The sequence below is a fragment of the Nitratireductor aquimarinus genome, from assembly GCF_017255295.1.
GTDB lineage: Bacteria > Pseudomonadota > Alphaproteobacteria > Rhizobiales > Rhizobiaceae > Nitratireductor > Nitratireductor aquimarinus.
Genome location: NZ_JAFKDE010000002.1, coordinates 386,314 through 401,440, shown reverse-complemented (window position 1 = coordinate 401,440; position 15,127 = coordinate 386,314). Strand labels below are relative to the sequence as shown.

Below are 15,127 nucleotides of genomic sequence, written 5' to 3'. Positions count from 1 at the left end.
CGGCCATCTTCCTTCTCCCCGCAGGCGGGGAGAAGGTGCCGGCAGGCGGATGAGGGGCAGCGCCGACGCCAGATATCGGGCGAAAACCTTGCCCGCAGCGTGAGGCGGGAGATCGCCCGATGACCTTGCGTGCACCCGACTTCGCCGACGAGATCGTTGCGATCTTCGAAGAACGCGATGCGGCGCTGACCGACATCGCCATCATCCAGCCGGCCGATCCGTTTCTGGACATGGCCGGCGAGGATCTGCGCCGCCGCATCTTCCTGACGGAGAGCGAGACCGGAGCCAATCTTTGCCTCAGGCCGGAATTCACCATTCCCGTCTGCCGCGACCACATCGACAAGCGCGCCGCCACGCCGCAGCGCTATGCCTATCTGGGCGAGGTGTTCCGCCAGCAGCGCGAAGGCGGTGCGGAATTCCTTCAGGCAGGCATTGAGGATCTGGGCACAAGCGACCGGGCGGGAGCCGATGCGCGTTCGCTGGCCGATGCGCATGCGCTTCTGACACGCGTTCTGCCGGGCGAGACACTGTCCGTGACGCTTGGCGATCAGGCGGTGTTTGAAGCGGTGCTGGCGGCCCTTGGCCTGCCGCGCGGCTGGCAGATGCGCCTCACCCGCGCCTTCGGCTCGCAGACGCTTTTGCAGGCGGCGCTCGATGACCTCGCCAATCCGCAGGGCACGGCCAATCTGCCGCGCGCGATTGCCGGTCTTGTGGCGCGGGGCGATGAGACAGCCCTTGCCGAACATGTCGGCACGGTCATGGAAGAGACCGGCCTTTCGCCATCCGCCGGGCGCACGCCCGAAGAGATCGCCCGTCGCCTGATCGAAAAGGCCGAGCTGCGCAGCGTGCGGCTGACGGACGAGGCGATGAGCGCGCTCAAGGCGTTCGTCTCCCTGCGCGTGCCCTTGGCCGAGGCCGGCGAACGGCTTTCGGCCTTCGCCGCCGACAACGGGCTGATCCTCGACGACGCGCTCGAAACCTTTGCCGCGCGTGCCGAACGCATCGAGGCCGAGGGCCTGCCGCTCGACGCACTGACATATGACGCCGGCTTTGGCCGACCGCTCGATTACTACACCGGTTTCGTGTTCGAGATCGCCGCTTCGGATGCAGTGCAGCCGCTGGCCGGCGGCGGGCGCTATGACCGGCTCCTGACGCTTCTGGGCGCAGAGACGCCCATTCCCGGCGTCGGCTTTTCCATCTGGCTCGATCGCGTTGCAGCACTCAGGGAGACGGCGGCATGAGCATCACCATCGCCCTGCCCTCCAAGGGCCGCCTCAAGGAAAACGCGCTGGCCCAGCTCGAAAAGGCTGGCCTGACCGTTCACCTGCCGGAAAACGACCGCAGCTACCGCGCGACGCTGGAAGGCGTCGACGGGGTGGAGATCGCGTTCCTATCCGCATCCGAAATCGCCCGTGAGCTGGAGCGCGGCACGGTCGACCTCGGCGTGACCGGCGAAGATCTTGTGCGCGAAACCATTCCCGACTGGGAACGCAAGGTGGAGATCGCCGCGCGGCTGGGCTTTGGCCGGGCAGACGTGGTGGTTGCGGTGCCGGAAGTCTGGTTCGACGTGGCCACCATGGCCGATCTGGACGATGTGGCCGCCGATTTCCGCCACCGTCACGGACGCCGCCTGCGTATTGCCACGAAATACTGGCGGCTGACGCAGCAGTTCTTCTCGCAGAAGCACGGCATTCAGGTCTACCGCATCGTGGAAAGCCTCGGCGCGACCGAAGGTGCGCCGGCTGCCGGTTCCGCCGACATCATCGTCGACATCACCTCGACCGGCTCGACGCTCGACGCCAATCACCTGAAGGTGCTCGACGATGGCGTGATCCTGCGTTCCGAAGCCTGCCTCGTGGCAGCGCTGCGCGAGCGTCCGGCAGCCGACGCCGCGGCGCTGGAAGCGTTGACGGCCCGCTTCTCGGTCTAGAGTTCTTGCGCAATTCCGGACGGAAAACCGGTGCCCGCTTTTCCTGGAATTGCTCTGGACATTTCACAGCCAGAGATTTTTCCCGTTTTCGCGAGAATTCGGGAAAAAGCGCGGGAATTCGCTCGTTTTAGTGCGTTTTCGGAAATTTTGGACGGGCCATGAAAGAGGCCGTCCAGAACGCCCCCACCATAACCAGCGTGGCCGCGAAGGCGAGCATCAGATAGAGATCATAGCCGCCGCTTGCCGCCCACAGCGCGGCGACGCCCAGCGGGGCCAGCGCCTCGATCGTGCGTGACGGCGTGATGAGCGCGCCGTTGATCGCGCCATAGGCCTCGCGGCTCAGCATTTCGGGAACGGCAAGGCCGCGCACAATGGTCATCATGCCATTGGCTGCGCCGTAAACGGCTGCAATCGCTGCGATCAGAAGCACGTGCGGCGGCGCGAAGGCATAGCCCAGAAGCACCAGCGGAAACACCGCGACCATGGCAGCGCCGATGAGGCGTACGGGCGCATTGGGCGCAAACGTCCAGATCACGATGCGGCCAGCCACCTGCGCCGGGCCGATGACCGCGACGATGCTCACCACTTCGGCGGCACTCAGCCCCCGCTCCAGAAGCAGCGGATAGATGTGGAAGCTCAGGCTGGAGAACACCCCGGCGTAAAGCACCAGGAACAGCGCCAGCGCCCAGAACACCGGCTGACGAAACGCCCAGAACACCGCTTCGCGCCCGTTCATGACCGGCCGCGCACCTTCGGCTGCCGGCTCCTTCGGCCTGTCGCGGGCAGGATCAATCACCGCGAAATAGAGGCTCGCGCACACAAAGGCGTTGATCCCGCCCAGCACCATCAGCGCACCGCGCCAGCCAAGCGTCGCGATGAGCCATTGCACCAGCGGCACGAAAACCGTGCTGGCAAAACCGCCCCACAGGGTGAGCGCGGTGATGGCGCGCCGCGCCTCAAGCGCACCGACGCGGCGGGCAAGCACCGCAAAGGCCGGCTCGTAAAGCGTTGCCGCCTGAAGCCCGCCGAGCAGCGGCACAACCACATAGAAGAAGGCGATGCTGTCGACCTGCGACCACAGGAGATAGAGGAGCCCCGCCGTCAGCGATGCGCCGCTCATGACCCAGCGCCCATAGCCCCGGTCGATGGCCGCGCCGACCGGATAGGCGGCGAAGGCTGCCAGAAGAAGCCCCGCCGTCGCACCGCCGTAAAGAAGCGGCTTCGACCAGCCGAGTTCGACGCGCATGGCTTCGGCAATGAGCGGGAAACTGTAGAAGATCGAGCCCCAGGAACAGATCTGCGCGATGCCGAGCGCCGTAATCATGCGCCTGTATCCAGGCTCAGCGGTCCGGGAGCGCGCCATCGTCAATTTTCCCCGGAGCTCTGGGGCTGGCAGCTTTCGACACAGCATTCGTCCACGAGATAACCGATCAGTGCGTGCATCGCCGGGTAGTGCGCCCGGCAGATCAGCGTGGTGCCCTGCCGCTCGCGTGTGATGAGGCCGGTTTCCAGAAGCTTCTTGCAATGATGCGAGAGGGTGGAGGCGGGCATGGAAAGCCGCTCCTGCAACCCGCCGACGGGCATGCCCTCGCCACCCGCACGCACAAGCATGCGGTAGATGCGCAACCGCACCGGATTGCCGAGCGCTTCAAGCTGGGAGGATGCGGTTTCAAGTTCCATGGTACGGACGCCTAAATCCCAGCGCCCGCACTGTCAATCTTATTTCGAAAATATTCGAACTATTCATCCACGACGCGCAGGCGTAGCTGGCCGGAGCCGGGACCGCCCTCGCCGGTCGGCGGTTTTGGCGCAAGGCGATTGTCGTCCTTTGCCGGTTTCTCCGCCTCGCCCGCGCCCAGTTCCAGCGCCTCGATCTTCTCGCCGCGCTTGGTGACCTTTTCGGTCGAGGTCAGGATCTGATCGATGTCGCGGTTGGCCTGCATGAAATGGGTTTGCAGCTTGCGCACCCTTTCATCGAGCCGGCCCACATCCTGCATCAGCCGCACCACCTCGGCCTGAATCAGATGCGCCTGCTCACGCATGCGCGCATCCTTGAGCACTGCCTGGATCACCTGGATGGACAGCATGAGCAGCGACGGAGAAACGATCACCACGCGGGCGCGGTGGGCGCGCTGAACGAGGTTTTCGAAATTCTCGTGGATCTCTGCGAAGATCGATTCCGACGGCACGAACATGAACGCCGTGTCCTGCGTTTCGCCAGTGAGAAGATACTTTTCCGAAATCGCCCTGATATGCACATCGATATCGCGCCGGAACGCCGCCTCCGCCCCCTTGCGCGCTTCGGGACTGCCGCCCTCGCCTTCCGAGGCGGCGCGAATGGCGTTCCACGCCTCGAGCGGAAACTTGGCGTCGATCACCAGCGACGGCGCGTCATTGGGCATCTTAACCACGCAGTCGGGCCGGCTGCCATTGGAGAGCGTGGCCTGAAACTCATAGGCCCCATGCGGAAGGCCATCGGCAATGATCGCCTCCATGCGAGACTGGCCAAAGGCCCCGCGCGTCTGCTTGTTGGAGAGGATCTGCTGGAGCTGCACCACCTGGCCGGCAAGCGACTGGATGTTGTTCTGTGCGGTGTCGATGACCGCCAGCCGCTCCTGCAGCTTCGCCAGATTCTCATGTGTCGACTTGGTTTGCTGGTTAATGGACTGGCCAAGGCGCGTGCTCATGCCATCAAGCCGCTCCGACAGGGCGCGGGTGAGTTCGGCCTGCCGGTTGCCGAACACTTCGGCAATCGACCCCATGCGCCCCTGCAACTCGGCCTGCGCCCGTGTGAGCTCGACCATGCGCGCCTCGGCCTCGCGGGCATGTTGCGCCGCTTCCGCGGCTGCGACCGCGCGCGCCCGTGCAGCGCGCCAGAGCCCGGCGATCAGCAGGACCATGAGACCAAAGAGCAGAGCGCCGCCAGCCAGCAACAGCTGCCCCAGCGTGAAGGTGCTCGCGCCGAGCTGCGCCACCGGTGCTGCGAAAATGTCGGACATCTTCTTTATCCCGCCATGTTGGAAGCATGGGACCGAAAGGTGAAAACCGGGCTCGGCTATTCCGATGCTCGCTCAATAATTTAGATCGCTCATCGCGCGTCCGAACGGGACACAGGGCGATCTGGTGGATTCGGGATAGCACTATAAGATCAAAACGTGAACAGGCATTGTGTATTGACGTTCCGCCGGTCAGGGCTTACCTGACAGCCATGACCATCAAACCGCTTGTTCTTCTTCCGGACCCGATCCTGCGCGAAACCTCCAAATCGGTGGAGCGCTTTGACGATCAGTTGCGCACATTCGCCGACGACATGCTGGCGACCATGTATGACGCGCCGGGCATCGGCCTTGCCGCCATTCAGGTTGGCGAGCCGCTTCGCATGCTGGTGATCGACGTTGCCGAGAAGGACGAAGAGCCGGCTCCGCTCGTGGTCATCAACCCCGAGATCGTGGCCAGCACCGATGCGCGCAACGTGCATGAGGAAGGCTGCCTTTCCATCCCCGATTACTATGCCGAGGTGGAACGCCCGGCCGGCGTGACGGTGAACTACTTCGATGTCGACGGCAAAGAGCAGACGGTGGAAGCCGACGGCCTGCTCGCCACCTGCCTGCAGCACGAGATCGACCATCTGAACGGCGTTCTGTTCATCGACTATCTGTCGAAGCTGAAGCGCGACATGGTGGTGCGCAAGTTCAGGAAACTCGCCAAGGACCGCCCGCCCGCGCGCATGGTCGGCTGACGCCGCCCCTCTGCTGCCGCGACCGATACGGGCATTTCAGCCTTCGGGGCTTGACCTTCAACCGGTAAATCCGCTTCAAGCACCCGCATGGGCGCTGATGCGCTCATTTCGTTTACTGGACGCATCGGACACGCGGCATGGCACTTCGTCTCATCTTCATGGGCACACCGGATTTCTCGGTCGCCACCCTTCAGGCGCTGGCCGGGGCCGGTCACGAAATCGTGGCCGTCTACTCCCAGCCGCCGCGCCCCGCCGGACGGCGCGGGCTTGAGCTGACCAAATCGCCCGTACACCGCGCCGCCGAGGAACTGGGCATCGAGGTGCGCACACCGAAATCGCTGAAAAGCGAAGAAGAACAGGCAGAGTTCAGCGCGCTCAATGCGGATGCGGCGATTGTCGTTGCCTATGGCCTGCTGCTGCCCAAAGCCATTCTGGAAGGCACGCGCCTTGGCTGCTTCAACGGCCATGCCTCGCTTCTGCCGCGCTGGCGCGGCGCGGCTCCGATCCAGCGCGCGATCATGGCCGGCGATGCAGAAACCGGCATGATGGTGATGAAGATGGACGAGGGGCTGGACACCGGCCCTGTCGCCATGACGGAGCGCCTTGCCATCACCCCCGACATGACCGGCGGCGAACTGCATGACGCCATGCGCGAAACAGGCGCGGCGCTGATGGTGAAGGCGATGGATGCGCTTGAGAAAGGCGCGCTTGAACTCACCCCGCAGCCCGAAGACGGCGCGACCTACGCCAGGAAGATCCTGAAAGACGAGACACGGGTGGACTGGTCCCGTCCCGCGAAGGAAGTGCACGACCACATTCGCGGGCTCTCGCCCTTCCCCGGCGCATGGTGCGAAATGCAGTTCGGCAGCAAGCCTGAACGCGTGAAACTTCTGCGCACGGTGCTCGCCAGCGGCGAAGGCGCGCCCGGTGAGGTGCTGGACGACACGCTGACGATTGCCTGCAGCGATGGCGCGGTGCGGCTGAGCGAAGTGCAGCGCGCCGGTGGCAAGCCGATGAAGGCGGTGGACTTCCTGCGGGGCGCGAAGCTTGAAAAGGGGACCGTGCTCCCATGAGCGCCATCACCATCCGCCCGGAGACTGAGGCCGACCGCGATGCGGTTCATGCCCTGCTGACCGCCGCCTTTGACGGCGATGGCGAGGCCGGGCTTGTTGCGGCCCTTCACGCGGCGGGTGACGCCGTGCTGGCGCTGGTGGCCGAAGCCGATGACGGCGCGATCTGCGGCCATGTGCTTTTCTCGCGCCTGACCGTCGAGAGTGGCGGCGGCAGCTTTCCGGCGGTGGCGCTCGCGCCGCTTGCCGTTCTGCCGGAGCACCAGCGGCAGGGCATCGGCGCACAGCTTGTCGAGGAAGCGCATCGGCATCTCAGAGCTGCCGGCGAGACGCTTTCCATCGTGCTCGGCGAGCCGGCCTATTACGGACGTTTCGGCTACACGCATGAGGATGCAGCCGCCTTCGACAGCGACTATCAGTGCGCAGCGCTGCAGGCCGCCCTTTGGGGCGCGACACCAACAACAGGACGGCTGGTCTACGCACCGGCCTTTGGCGGGCTCTGACCATGGCGCGTTTTCGCATCGACATCGAATATGATGGCGGCCCCTATTTCGGCTGGCAGCGGCAGGCCACGCATCATTCGGTGCAGGCCGCGCTGGAGAACGCCATTCTGGCCTTTTCCGGTGAGACGGTTACGCTGTTTGGCGCAGGACGCACCGACACCGGCGTGCATGCGCTGGCGCAGGTGGCCCACTTCAACCTGACGCGTGAATGGACCGCGCGCACCGTGCAGAACGCCATCAATGCGCGGCTGGCCATGGCCAAGGAAACCGTGGCCGTGATCGAGGCCGCCGAGGTGGCCGACGATTTCGACGCCCGGTTTTCCGCCAGGGCGCGCCATTATCTCTATCGCATTCACAACCGCCGCCCGCCGCTGACGGTGGACCGCGCCCATGCCTGGCATGTGGCCGCGCCGCTGGATGTGGACGCCATGAACGAGGCGGCGCAGCGGCTGATCGGCACGCATGACTTCACCACGTTCCGCGCGGCCCAGTGTCAGGCAAAGAGCCCGATCAAGACGCTGGAAAAGCTCGACGTGACCCGTGACGGCGCGTTTGTGGAGATCCGCGCCTCGGCCCGCTCCTTCCTGCACAATCAGGTGCGGTCCTTCGCCGGAACGCTGAAGCGTGTAGGCGAAGGCGGCTGGGACGCAGACGCGGTGACGCGGGCGCTGGAAGCACGCGACCGCAAGGCCTGCGGCCCGGTGGCGCCCCCGCATGGGCTCTACCTGACGCAGGTGGACTACTAGGCTCTGCGCCCCCCGCACCAGAATGCCGCTGACACAGTGAGAGGAAGCGGCAGCAGAAGCGTTACGCCAAAAACGAACCGTCAGCCCCGGACAGCTGCGGCACCAGCCTTCCCGGCAACGTGATCTGCAAGTTTGTTCAGCGTCTGTGTGCCGAACTCGACTGCACCAAATCCGATAACGGCGGCGCGGCGCTCCGGCGTCGGGTGCATCTGGCGCAGGGTGACAACGGTTTTGCCGTTATCCTGCTCATCAAAAGTGACCAGAAGCCGGAAGCGGTCCGGATCGTTGTCTACATCCCGGCCGTGATCGAGTTCGATCAGAACCGGGGTCTCGATCCGCAGAAACGCCATCCGGTTGGAAAACCGCGTACCGTCGGGGGCGATCATGTCGAAACGCCAGACGCCGTTTGCCCGAATGTCCACTTCATGGGACTCGATCTGGAAACCCCCAGGTCCAAACCACTGCACGATTTGCTTCGGATCGGCCCACGCCTGAAAGACCGTTTCGCGATCACCATCAACGACACGCGCGATGACGATTTCCTTGTCCAGCGGCCAGGTTTCCCAAGGCGAAGCCGGAGCTGCGGGCTTATCAATCATCTGATTTCTCCGTCCTTGTCTTTGCAATGTGAGCTTCAAGACGATCCAGGCGGCTCTCCCATTGTCGCCGTTGGGAAGCCATCCATTCTTCGGCGCTTCTCAAAGCCGATGGATTCAACGAACAGACACGGCTCCGCCCCTCGCGTCTCGACACGATCAGACCTGCATCTTCCAGAACGCCAAGGTGCTGCGTGAAGGAGGGCAGCGCCATGTCAAATGGAGCCGCCAACCGGGATACGGTTGCATCCCCTTCGCTTAGCGCCCGGATCACTGCGCGTCGGGTTGGATCAGCAAGCGCAGCGAAAGTCTGTTCGATAAGTGGCTTTTGCTTAGGCATTGACCTAAGCATAGCAGATTCTTCACTTAGGTCAAGACCTAAATGAAAGCGACCGACCTGTATCGCAGCCGCAAGCACTCCACGAAGATCTAGACAATCTCGGCGGGCCGCGCGGCTTTCGGCACCGGCCAGGATGGCGTGATGCCCGGCTGCGGCGGGCGCTCCAGATAGGTGGAGAGCACCACATAGCTGCGTGTCGCCTTGACGCCGGGCGTGTCGTAGAGCCGGGCGAGCAGCCCTTCGAGCGCGCGCGTGGAAGCGGCCCGCACCTTCAGGAGCATGCAGGCGTCTCCCGCCACCGAATGCACTTCCTCCACCTCGGGACATTCGGCAATCGCCATCAACGCCGGTGTCTTGCCCCAGCCGCTTGTGTCGACGTGAATGAAGGCCAGCAGCCCCTTGCCCACCGCGCCGGGATCGATGAGCGCGGCCATCCGGCGGATCGCGCCGCTTTTCTTCAACCGTTTCACGCGCTCATGCGCGGCAGGTGCGGAAAGGCCCACCCGCTTGCCCAGCTCCGCGTAGCTGACCGTCGCGTCTTCGACCAAGACGGCTAATATTTTTCGGTCCATGGGGTCGAGCTGCTGGGTTGCGGAGGCCAGCGCGTGAATATCATCTGTTTCTTTCATGGTTCGGCAAATTCCGATTGAAGCTTAATTTGGTTCGGACATTATGCGCATATGTCGAAGCTCAATCAAACACCTGTCGATGGCGACCTGGCGCTTGTGCTGGACACGCGCATTCCGCCAACGGTCTTTCTGCTCACCGGCTGCGTGGCGGTGATCGGCTGCAATTCACTTGTTCTTTCGCCCATCGCGCCGGAAGTGTCGCGCTCTCTTGGCGCGTCGGTTCAGGGCGTCATGATCGCCTCGGCGGCGTTCGGTCTGGGCACGGCGGGCAGCGCCCTTTTCCTCGCCCGCCACATCGACCGGCTGGGCGCGTGGCGCATGCTGCGGATGGCTTTTGCCGTTCTGGCATTCGCGCTGGGCGTCAGCGCCGTCGCGCCGCTGCTGGCGGTTCTGGTGGCGGCGCAACTCGTCGCGGGCCTTGCGGCAGGCATCGCGCTGCCGGCGATCTACACCAATGCGGCGACCGTCGCTCCTTCAGGGCGCGAGACCGAAACGGTCGGCATCGTCCTGACCGGCTGGACCCTGAGCCTCGTGGCGGGCGTCTCCCTGTCGGCGGTTCTGGCGGACATGCTGCACTGGCGCGCGGTGTTTGCGCTGGTCTGCCTTCTGGCGGTGGGCGCCTTTCTCGTGCTCGCCTTCAACGGACGCCGGGACACGCTCTCAGAGGAGCCCGCCATGGCCCCGCTGGCGGCCCTGCGCACGCCGGGGCTCGTGCCGTTGCTTCTGGCCTGCGGCGCGTTCATGGGCTCCTTCTATGGCGTCTACGCCTATGTCGGCGACCATCTGGCCAATGCGCTCGGCAGGCCGGTCAGCGCCAACGGGCTGCTGACGCTGGTCTACGGACTCGGTTTCGGGGCGGCGGTTCTGCTCGACAGGCCGGTGCAGAATCTGGGCGTCCGCAATCTCCTGCCTTTCGCCTTCGCCTTTGTGGCGGCGGTCTATCTGGCGATCCTTTGGGGTGCGGACAGTTTCGAGACCCTGCTCGCCATTGCCTTCGTCTGGGGGCTGGCGAACCATCTGGGCCTCAACATGCTGATTGTCCGGCTGACCGGCATCGCGCCCACGCGCCGGGGCGCGATCATGGGACTGAACAGCGCCACGACCTATATCGCCGCCTTTGCCGGGACGCTCGCTTTCGGGCCGGTCTATGCGGGGTTCGGGCTTGGAGCGACGGCGGCAATGGCCGCGCTTCTAATGCTGTTTGCAGCCATCGCCGCTGCGCGCTGACCCGCGGCCGCGCCTTGTTCATGGTCCCGATTGCGGGCACTATGCCCTGACTGCATTCGCAATCGGGGTACGCCATGCATCGATTTTGGACCGGGTTCCTGATCCTTCTTCTGCTCGCAGCCCCCATCCGGACAGCCGCCGCACAGGTGCAGACCGACACGCCGCCGGACATCGACACGCTGATGATAAGGTGGGATGCTTCGGCTGCCCGCGCGGAAGAAGCGCTCAGAAACCGGCGGGCTTCCACCGATGCGCTTGAGGCGCTGAGGACCGAAATTGCGGGGCAGCGCACAGAAGCGTTCGAGATTATCGAGCGCGGCGACATTCTCACGCTCACCCTGCAGGCGCAGCTTGATGCGCTCGGCCCGCCACCGGCTGACGGCGCGGAGGAAACACCCGCCATCGCCACCCGCCGCGCCGAGCTGACGGAAGCGTTTGACGCCGCCAACAAGCCGATCCTTGCCGCAAAACAGGCCTTCAACCGCGCCGAAGTGCTGATCGACGAGATCGACAAGCTGATACGCTCACGCCAGCGAACGGACCTGTTCGAGCGCATTCCCTCGCCACTTGTGCCAACCCGCTGGCTGCCCGCCTTTGCAGAACTGGGCGACTATCTGAGTGGCGTTGCAAGCGAGGTTTCCGGCGCAGTGCGCGACCCGACGCGCGGCCTGCTTTCGCGCCAGCGCATCCCGATCGCGCTGGCGCTTTTCGGCGGCAGTCTGGTGATGCTGCTGGCGATCCAGCCATTCATTCTGCGCCGGATGGATGCCGGGGTGAATGCCGCGATCCGCCCGATCCGGCGCAACCTGCTGCTCGGCCTTTCGCTGGCGCTCCGCTTCATTCTGCCGCTGATTGCCGGCCTGCTCTTCTTCGGCGCATTCGCCAGCCTCGGGCTGACGCTCTATGAAGGGCGCTCGCTCAACACGATTGCGCTTACGCTGCCCATGTTGCTGGTGTTCTCATACTGGCTGGGCCATGCGCTTTTCGCCCCCACGCTGCCCGGTTTTCGCTTTGTTGAAATGTCCGACAGGGCGGCCCGGACCGCGACCCGTATCTGCCTTGGGCTCGGCGGCATGCTGGCGCTGGAAATCATGCTGGAGCAGATGGAGAAGGACTACAGTTTTGCGCCGGAAACACGCTCTGTTCTGGCAACCACGGTGGTCCTTCTGGGAAGCCTGCTCCTGTGGAGACTGGCTTCGCTTCTGGCCAGATCGGACAAACCGCCGGAAGAATCCACCGCGCGCACAGATGCGGACCATGAGGACGCCACGGCGTTTCATCCCCGCGCGCTGATCGCCTATCTGATCCGCCTTGCCGCCATTGCCGCCGTCGTTTTTTCCCTTGCGGGCTATGTGGAAATCGCCCGCGATGCACTCGGTCCCATGATCCGCTCGCTCGGCCTGCTTGGTGTGGCGCTTGCCGTCTACCGGCTGCTTGTCTCGGCCTCGCACATCGCGGTTCGCGAGGAGAAGGCCGTCTCCTCGCTGATGCCTTTTGCGGCCGCCACCATCGTGGCGCTTGCCACGCTGCCGCTGTTCGCCCTGATCTGGGGCGCGCGGGAGGCCGACATCTCCGATGTCTGGATCCTGCTGACCGAGGGTGTCGAGTTCGGCGGCACCCGAATTTCATTCGGCGTGGTGGTGATGCTCGTCGCCATCTTCGTGATCGGCGTGATCCTGACGCGCTGGCTTCAGCGCATGCTGAGCACGACCGTTCTGCCCAAGACACGCCTCGACAGCGGCGGGCGCAATGCGGTGGTGACCGGGCTTGGCTATGTGGGCATCACGCTATCCGCGCTGATCGCGGTGTCGACAGCCGGGCTGGACCTTTCGAGCATCACCATCGTTGCCGGCGCGCTTTCGGTGGGCATCGGCTTTGGCCTGCAGGCCATCGTGTCGAACTTCATTTCAGGCATCATTCTCCTGATCGAGCGGCCCATCAAGGAAGGCGACTGGATCGAGGTGGCCGGCAACTCAGGCATCGTGCGCAAGATTTCCGTGCGTTCCACCCGCATCGAAACCTTCGACCGGCACGAGGTGATCGTGCCCAATGCAGACCTGATCGCCGGCACCGTGACCAATATGACCCTGAGCAGCCACACGGGGCGGCTGATCGTGCCGGTGGGTGTCGCCTATGGCAGCGATCTGGAAAAGACGCGCGAAATTCTACTGGAGAAAGCGCGGGCGCACCGGCTTGTGCTGAAATATCCGGAACCGGTGGTGCTGTTCATGGGGCTCGGCGAAAGCGCGCTCGACTTCGAGCTGCGCTGCTTCGTCAACGATGTCTATTCCGTGCTGTCGGCCAGATCGGATCTCCTGTTCGAGATCTACAGGGCGCTCAGCGAGGCAGGCATCGAGATACCCTTCCCGCAACGCGATGTGAGCCTGCGCAATGTGGGAGACATTGTCGACGCGGTGACATCCAGACGCGATGGCGGACAGGCGCCGAAACCCGCGCCCGACCCTGCCTAGGGTCAGGACCCTAGAAAGGCTTCACGGGCTGCTTCAGACCCTAGCCTGCGCGCGTCAGCCCCAGAAGCCCCTCAAAGGTGAACAGAACGCCGAGCGAGGCTGCGAACATGGCCGCGAAGACGGCGGAAGCGACGGCTGGCCCCTTGCCGATGGCCGCATTCGTCAGACGCCAGGAGAGCACAAGCGTGCCGATGAAGATGACGAAGGTGAGAAGATTGGCGAGTTCCGCCGCAGCCGGGATGAACAGGCGGATCAGCATGGCCGGCAGCGTGATCCACGAAAAAAGCGCGGACGCCCAGTTGCTCGCCACCACATAGTGCACAAAGCGGTCCGCAATGCCCGCCGGCCGCGCCACCAGCGCAAGAATGGCGAACGGGATGACCCAGGTGGCAATATCCGTGACCATCAGGCGATTGAAGAGCGCGAACCGGGCCGCGACAACCTCGCCGCCCGCCAGCTCGTTTGAGATGGTCACCCACCCGACCACAAGCGGCGGGAAGGCGACCAGAATGGCGAAGAAGGAATTCCAGAACCCGTCAGCCGACAGGTCGAGCAGGCGCAGCCCCTCGGAACGCCCCATCATCATGCGCCAGACGCCGGCAAAATTCTGCTGGATCTCGGCAAAGGACGGCATTGTCAGGCGAACCAGTCTTCAAGGAAGCGCAGATAAATCTGCGTGAGGGTTTCCAGATCGGCCAGCGCAACGCGCTCGTCGACCATGTGCATGGTCTGTCCGACAAGGCCGAATTCGACCACCGGGCAATAATCCTTGATGAAACGCGCATCCGACGTGCCGCCGGACGTGGAAAGCTCGGGCCGCGCGCCCACGACGGCTTCGACCGAAGCCGAAAGGGTTGCGACCAGCCTGTCATCACGCGTCAGGAAGACCGGGCTTGGCCGGCCGAGCCATTCGATGTCGAAATCCACCGGCTCGTCCGCATTGCCGCGCAGTCGGTTTGCGGCTGCGGCGCGATCCAGCCGGTTGTGGATTTCGGCCTGCAGGCTTTCCGCGCTCCACGTGTCGTTGAAGCGAATGTTGAAAACAGCGCTTGCGCGCGCCGGAATGACATTGGTGGCCTTGTTGCCCACATCGACCGTGGTCACTTCCAGATTGCTTGGCTGGAAATCCTTCGTGCCTTCATCGAAGGGCTGTTCGAGCAGCGCCTCGAGGAGCTGCATAAGCCCCGGCACCGGATTGTCTGCACGGTGCGGATAGGCCACATGGCCCTGACGCCCATTGACGGTGATGCGGCCGGACAGCGACCCGCGACGGCCGATCTTGATCATGTCGCCGAGCGCATCGGGATTGGTCGGCTCACCGACGATGGAGGCATCCCATTTCTCGCCGCGTTCTGCGGCCCATTCCAGAAGCTTCACCGTGCCATTGATGGCCGGGCCTTCCTCATCGCCCGTGATGAGGAACGAAACGGAGCCTTTCGGCTTGCCATGGGTTTTCACATAGCGCGCAAGCGCGGCCACGAAACAGGCAATGCCGCCCTTCATGTCCACCGCGCCGCGGCCATACATCTGGCCATCGGCAATCGCGGCGGCAAAGGGCGGGTGCTTCCAGGCGGCTTCATCGCCCGGCGGAACCACATCCGTGTGCCCGGCAAACATCAGATGCGGGCCGTCTCCGGCAAGCTTGCCGTAGAGATTTTCAATGTCGGGGGTGCCATCCTCGGAGAAGACGGGACGCTCGACCGTGCAGTCCAGCGCCTTCAACATGCCCTGAAGCACGGAAAGCGCCTGACCTTCGACCGGCGTGACGGAAGGACAGCGGATTAGCTCGGCGAGATTCGCCGCGGGATCGGTAGGCAGTGTCATAGGTGAGAGGGATAATCCAACCGCGCGCGGCTGTCACGCAGCAAGACACCGC

16 protein-coding genes are annotated in these 15,127 nt (G+C 64.2%); 8 read left to right on the top strand and 8 right to left on the bottom strand.

Annotated features, from left to right (window positions below; translation table 11 throughout):
* Positions 1-119: 119 nt before the first annotated feature.
* Both JYP46_RS02295 and hisG read left to right on the top strand, forming a co-directional pair.
* Complete coding sequence (locus JYP46_RS02295) at positions 120-1,241, top strand: ATP phosphoribosyltransferase regulatory subunit (RefSeq protein WP_206547148.1); 1,122 nt, start codon at positions 120-122, stop codon at positions 1,239-1,241.
* Positions 1,238-1,930 (top strand): ATP phosphoribosyltransferase, encoded by a 693-nt coding sequence (hisG, locus tag JYP46_RS02290; protein WP_206544718.1) that lies wholly within the window; start codon positions 1,238-1,240, stop codon positions 1,928-1,930. Before JYP46_RS02295 ends, hisG begins: the two co-directional genes overlap by 4 nt.
* Positions 1,931-2,057: 127 nt before the next feature.
* Here the strand turns inward: hisG and JYP46_RS02285 are convergent, their stop codons facing one another.
* From JYP46_RS02285 to JYP46_RS02275, 3 genes are read right to left on the bottom strand one after another with little or no spacing between them, the layout of a single operon-like run.
* Entirely contained in the window at positions 2,058-3,254 is a 1,197-nt protein-coding gene (locus JYP46_RS02285) for an MFS transporter (protein WP_222473818.1), read from the bottom strand.
* Positions 3,255-3,295: 41 nt separating this feature from the next.
* Positions 3,296-3,610: an ArsR/SmtB family transcription factor gene (locus JYP46_RS02280; protein ID WP_113154323.1), complete on the bottom strand. Its 315-nt coding sequence runs from the start codon at positions 3,608-3,610 to the stop codon at positions 3,296-3,298.
* A gap of 59 nt (positions 3,611-3,669) precedes the next feature.
* Positions 3,670-4,929: a DNA recombination protein RmuC gene (locus tag JYP46_RS02275; RefSeq protein ID WP_210346549.1), complete on the bottom strand. Its 1,260-nt coding sequence runs from the start codon at positions 4,927-4,929 to the stop codon at positions 3,670-3,672.
* Positions 4,930-5,138: 209 nt separating this feature from the next.
* Between JYP46_RS02275 and def the strand changes: the two genes are divergently transcribed.
* The 4 genes from def to truA all read left to right on the top strand — a co-directional run bounded on the left by def (position 5,139) and on the right by truA (position 7,988).
* Entirely contained in the window at positions 5,139-5,669 is a 531-nt protein-coding gene (gene def, locus JYP46_RS02270) for a peptide deformylase (protein WP_113154321.1), read from the top strand.
* Between the two features lie 137 nt (positions 5,670-5,806).
* Positions 5,807-6,742, top strand: a complete 936-nt coding sequence (fmt, locus tag JYP46_RS02265) for a methionyl-tRNA formyltransferase (RefSeq protein WP_206547146.1) — start codon at positions 5,807-5,809, stop codon at positions 6,740-6,742.
* Positions 6,739-7,242: a GNAT family N-acetyltransferase gene (locus tag JYP46_RS02260; protein ID WP_206547145.1), complete on the top strand. Its 504-nt coding sequence runs from the start codon at positions 6,739-6,741 to the stop codon at positions 7,240-7,242. The genes fmt and JYP46_RS02260 overlap by 4 nt, the downstream gene beginning before the upstream one ends.
* A gap of 2 nt (positions 7,243-7,244) precedes the next feature.
* Positions 7,245-7,988, top strand: a complete 744-nt coding sequence (gene truA / locus JYP46_RS02255; protein ID WP_206547144.1) for a tRNA pseudouridine(38-40) synthase TruA — start codon at positions 7,245-7,247, stop codon at positions 7,986-7,988.
* A gap of 80 nt (positions 7,989-8,068) precedes the next feature.
* Here truA and JYP46_RS02250 read toward each other — a convergent pair whose 3' ends face one another.
* The 3 genes from JYP46_RS02250 to JYP46_RS02240 form a co-directional block, all read right to left on the bottom strand.
* The gene (locus JYP46_RS02250) at positions 8,069-8,587 is read right to left on the bottom strand and encodes an SRPBCC family protein (protein WP_206547143.1); all 519 of its coding nucleotides are present in this window, start codon (positions 8,585-8,587) and stop codon (positions 8,069-8,071) included.
* Complete coding sequence (locus JYP46_RS02245; RefSeq protein ID WP_206544802.1) at positions 8,580-8,924, bottom strand: ArsR/SmtB family transcription factor; 345 nt, start codon at positions 8,922-8,924, stop codon at positions 8,580-8,582. The genes JYP46_RS02250 and JYP46_RS02245 overlap by 8 nt, the downstream gene beginning before the upstream one ends.
* A gap of 89 nt (positions 8,925-9,013) precedes the next feature.
* Positions 9,014-9,553, bottom strand: a complete 540-nt coding sequence (locus JYP46_RS02240) for an Lrp/AsnC family transcriptional regulator (protein ID WP_206547142.1) — start codon at positions 9,551-9,553, stop codon at positions 9,014-9,016.
* 51 nt (positions 9,554-9,604) lie between these two features.
* Between JYP46_RS02240 and JYP46_RS02235 the strand changes: the two genes are divergently transcribed.
* Positions 9,605-10,780 carry an MFS transporter gene (locus tag JYP46_RS02235; protein WP_206547141.1) on the top strand — a complete coding sequence of 392 codons (1,176 nt, stop codon included), beginning with the start codon at positions 9,605-9,607 and terminating at the stop codon, positions 10,778-10,780.
* Between the two features lie 74 nt (positions 10,781-10,854).
* Positions 10,855-13,251 carry a DUF3772 domain-containing protein gene (locus tag JYP46_RS02230; RefSeq protein WP_206547140.1) on the top strand — a complete coding sequence of 799 codons (2,397 nt, stop codon included), beginning with the start codon at positions 10,855-10,857 and terminating at the stop codon, positions 13,249-13,251.
* Positions 13,252-13,291: 40 nt separating this feature from the next.
* Here the strand turns inward: JYP46_RS02230 and JYP46_RS02225 are convergent, their stop codons facing one another.
* Both JYP46_RS02225 and dapE read right to left on the bottom strand, forming a co-directional pair.
* Positions 13,292-13,885, bottom strand: coding sequence for a transporter (locus tag JYP46_RS02225; RefSeq protein WP_206547139.1), 594 nt, complete (start codon positions 13,883-13,885; stop codon positions 13,292-13,294).
* A gap of 2 nt (positions 13,886-13,887) precedes the next feature.
* Positions 13,888-15,075: a succinyl-diaminopimelate desuccinylase gene (gene dapE / locus JYP46_RS02220; RefSeq protein ID WP_206547138.1), complete on the bottom strand. Its 1,188-nt coding sequence runs from the start codon at positions 15,073-15,075 to the stop codon at positions 13,888-13,890.
* Between the last annotated feature and the right edge of the window lie 52 nt (positions 15,076-15,127).